Origin of the sequence: Planktothrix sp. FACHB-1355 (assembly GCF_014748295.1) — a bacterium.
In the GTDB taxonomy this organism is placed as follows: domain Bacteria; phylum Cyanobacteriota; class Cyanobacteriia; order Cyanobacteriales; family Aerosakkonemataceae; genus Aerosakkonema; species Aerosakkonema funiforme_A.
In genome coordinates this window covers 1-2,276 of the sequence record NZ_JACJUP010001105.1, presented here as the reverse complement: position 1 = coordinate 2,276, position 2,276 = coordinate 1, and the positions used below count along the sequence as shown (strand labels likewise).

Here is a 2,276-nt window from a genome sequence, read left to right as displayed (position 1 = left end):
CGCAGAGAGATCATTTTCCAATTGATAAGTAATAGCGATTGTCTGCTCAATTGCCCAAGCACATTCCTTTCGGCGTAGTTGTCCAGCTGCATTGTTTTCCGAGTATAGGCGAGAATTATTATAGTCTGCTAAAGTTAAACCTAAAGTTAGGCGTGCATTTGCTAAATCAGCATCTCTAATTCTCTCATCTTCAGACGACATAGCTATTTTTATTCGGTTAGTCGCTTCCATAAAACGACCGTATCCTTGCTCTAAAATTGTACGGTGATGGCGAAATTCAACATCTTGGGCAACCTGTTCAATCCGCTGAATAATTTCATATCCTTGGCCTGTTAAAAAGCTAGTCCCACCCGACGATTGTATTCAATTGCTGATAACACAAGAGCAGGGCGACGACCAGCTTGTTCGCGCCCTATTTGAGGCGTGAAATTTGTCCAAATAATATCTCCCCGCTTAGGAATAGATAAACTAGATCTATCTGAATTCACGGCCTACAGGCTCCCCAAAGTCAATCTCACCATGTAAATTCTCAGGTGTTACTCGCTCCATCATTTCCTTAAATTCCTCGGCTTTTTTAGTTAAATATGGAAGACTGGAAAGAATGCTCTAAATAGCAGTGCGTTCGATCGATTCTTCGTTCAACTCAGCCAAATAAGCTAGTTTTTCATAAACCGATTCTGATATTTCCAATGTAAGCTTTCGGGTATTCATGCTTCACCTGCTTTCATAGTTCTTAGCTTTTCTTAAAAGCCTGATTACAAACATTGACAGTATTAAAAATCAACAATTTATTAACAGCAAAGCTCAAGTATTTGACAAAATTAACAGTATGGTTAATTCAACGTTTGAGCAGCGCGTTAAGCAAGCATCTGAAAACATTGCAAAAACTATCTCATCCTACGAAAACATTCTAGAACAGCAAGAAAAAGCTTACAAAGAAACTCAGCAACAACGTGATGCTGACAAAGCTTTTATCGCTCAAAAGCGTCAAGAACTAGAGCAAGTTCAGAAAAATATCGAGGCAATTCTGGCACAAGTTGCTAGATAGCGATCGCACTTAGCCAATTAATCTCCTTCTGTCAGTAAAAAACCCGGTTTCTTAAAGAAACCGGGTTTCTCTTTTGTCTCATTATAATTTCACTTGACACGCATACAAACAAGCATTTGGATCGCTATTTGCCACCATCAAACGAGAAGTAATAAACCTATCCATCCATTTTTCCAAATAAACGCGATTTGCTTGCTGCTCAGATGGATCTGTTGTATTAATGGGATAAGGTGCCAAACCCAAAATTGCTGCTGTCGTCACGCAAAACATCGACTTTTGAAAACTGATGCAAATTTGTACGCGCAAGTCATCTTCTCGACGCCGATTGCGATTGTACAAATCGTGCAGGTAATCTGGGATAAAATGGCGCATATCCTGCATTAGCTGAGTTGGTGGAATCCCAGCACCGCCTATAGGTAACGGGTCAGCATACAAAGCGCCGTATTCAAATTTACTTTGATCTATGGGAATTTGACGAGCTTGTGCGTTGAAAGAAACTGTGCCAGGAAAAGGCGTTCCTCGGAAGAACACCGCCTCTACGTAAGGCACGCCAGTATCCATAAGGAAAGTTAAACCCGCTGATTTGGGAATAATTTCATATTCCTTACCTTCAATTTTTACGGAGTAGGTAATCGGCAAATTAGCAGATGCTACCAAACCGTTGAGGATATGCTCTACTACCTGCGGAATGGAGTTAATTTCGCCTCGATCGTATCGATCCGATAAAATCAGGAATATGGGAGCCATTACCCGCCAAAATTGACCGAGCGCACTGTAATAAACTTGTAGGCGTACCTGTTCCAACAAAAAGTCAGGAAAAAGTTTGTCTAGACCTCTAATTAAGAAATTGCCCTTAGTTTTGGCATTAATTGCCGCTCTCGCTCTTTCCTTAAATTCGTCAGAATCTATGTAAGTATCCAACCCGCCGCCACCGTGCCACATCATTGTTCTCATGCAGTACTCGGCGTACTCAAAATTAATGCGATCGTGCCACCAGTGTTGCAGCAATTTTTGTATCGAAACTTCGCCATTGAAGTATTTAAAAAATGGAAACAGCACTAAAAATTGATTATTGGCGATGTAGAGAAGATTGTTATAGTAAGCATCCAGCACAATACCGTAGCTTTTCAGAACACCTACAACTTCTATCAGATTTTCAGGCGTATCCGCGAGCAACGCACCGCCAGCTTTCAGCCGTTCTATGTATGGAGAAAGCATATGAGCGGGT

The 2,276-nt window shown here is 41.1% G+C and carries 3 protein-coding genes and 1 pseudogene; 1 reads left to right on the top strand and 3 read right to left on the bottom strand.

Annotation, left to right across the window (positions count from 1 at the left end):
- Both H6S82_RS29535 and H6S82_RS34215 read right to left on the bottom strand, forming a co-directional pair.
- A pseudogene (locus H6S82_RS29535) lies at positions 1-231 on the bottom strand (hypothetical protein); the annotation flags it as partial.
- 101 nt (positions 232-332) lie between these two features.
- On the bottom strand, positions 333-488 hold the full coding sequence (locus H6S82_RS34215) for a type II toxin-antitoxin system PemK/MazF family toxin (protein WP_190466725.1): 156 nt from the start codon (positions 486-488) through the stop codon (positions 333-335).
- 341 nt (positions 489-829) lie between these two features.
- Here H6S82_RS34215 and H6S82_RS29525 point away from each other — a divergent pair, with 341 nt between their 5' ends.
- Positions 830-1,048: a hypothetical protein gene (locus tag H6S82_RS29525; RefSeq protein WP_190466721.1), complete on the top strand. Its 219-nt coding sequence runs from the start codon at positions 830-832 to the stop codon at positions 1,046-1,048.
- Between the two features lie 81 nt (positions 1,049-1,129).
- Here H6S82_RS29525 and H6S82_RS29520 read toward each other — a convergent pair whose 3' ends face one another.
- The gene (locus H6S82_RS29520; RefSeq protein ID WP_191057201.1) at positions 1,130-2,266 is read right to left on the bottom strand and encodes a CO2 hydration protein; all 1,137 of its coding nucleotides are present in this window, start codon (positions 2,264-2,266) and stop codon (positions 1,130-1,132) included.
- Positions 2,267-2,276: the final 10 nt, after the last annotated feature.

Bases quoted from the DNA above. Each gene is read 5' to 3' on its own strand.
- H6S82_RS29525 (WP_190466721.1), top strand. From the start codon at position 830: ATGGTTAATTCAACGTTTGAGCAGCGCGTTAAGCAAGCATCTGAAAAC.
- H6S82_RS29520 (WP_191057201.1), bottom strand. From the start codon at position 2,266: ATGCTTTCTCCATACATAGAACGGCTGAAAGCTGGCGGTGCGTTGCTC.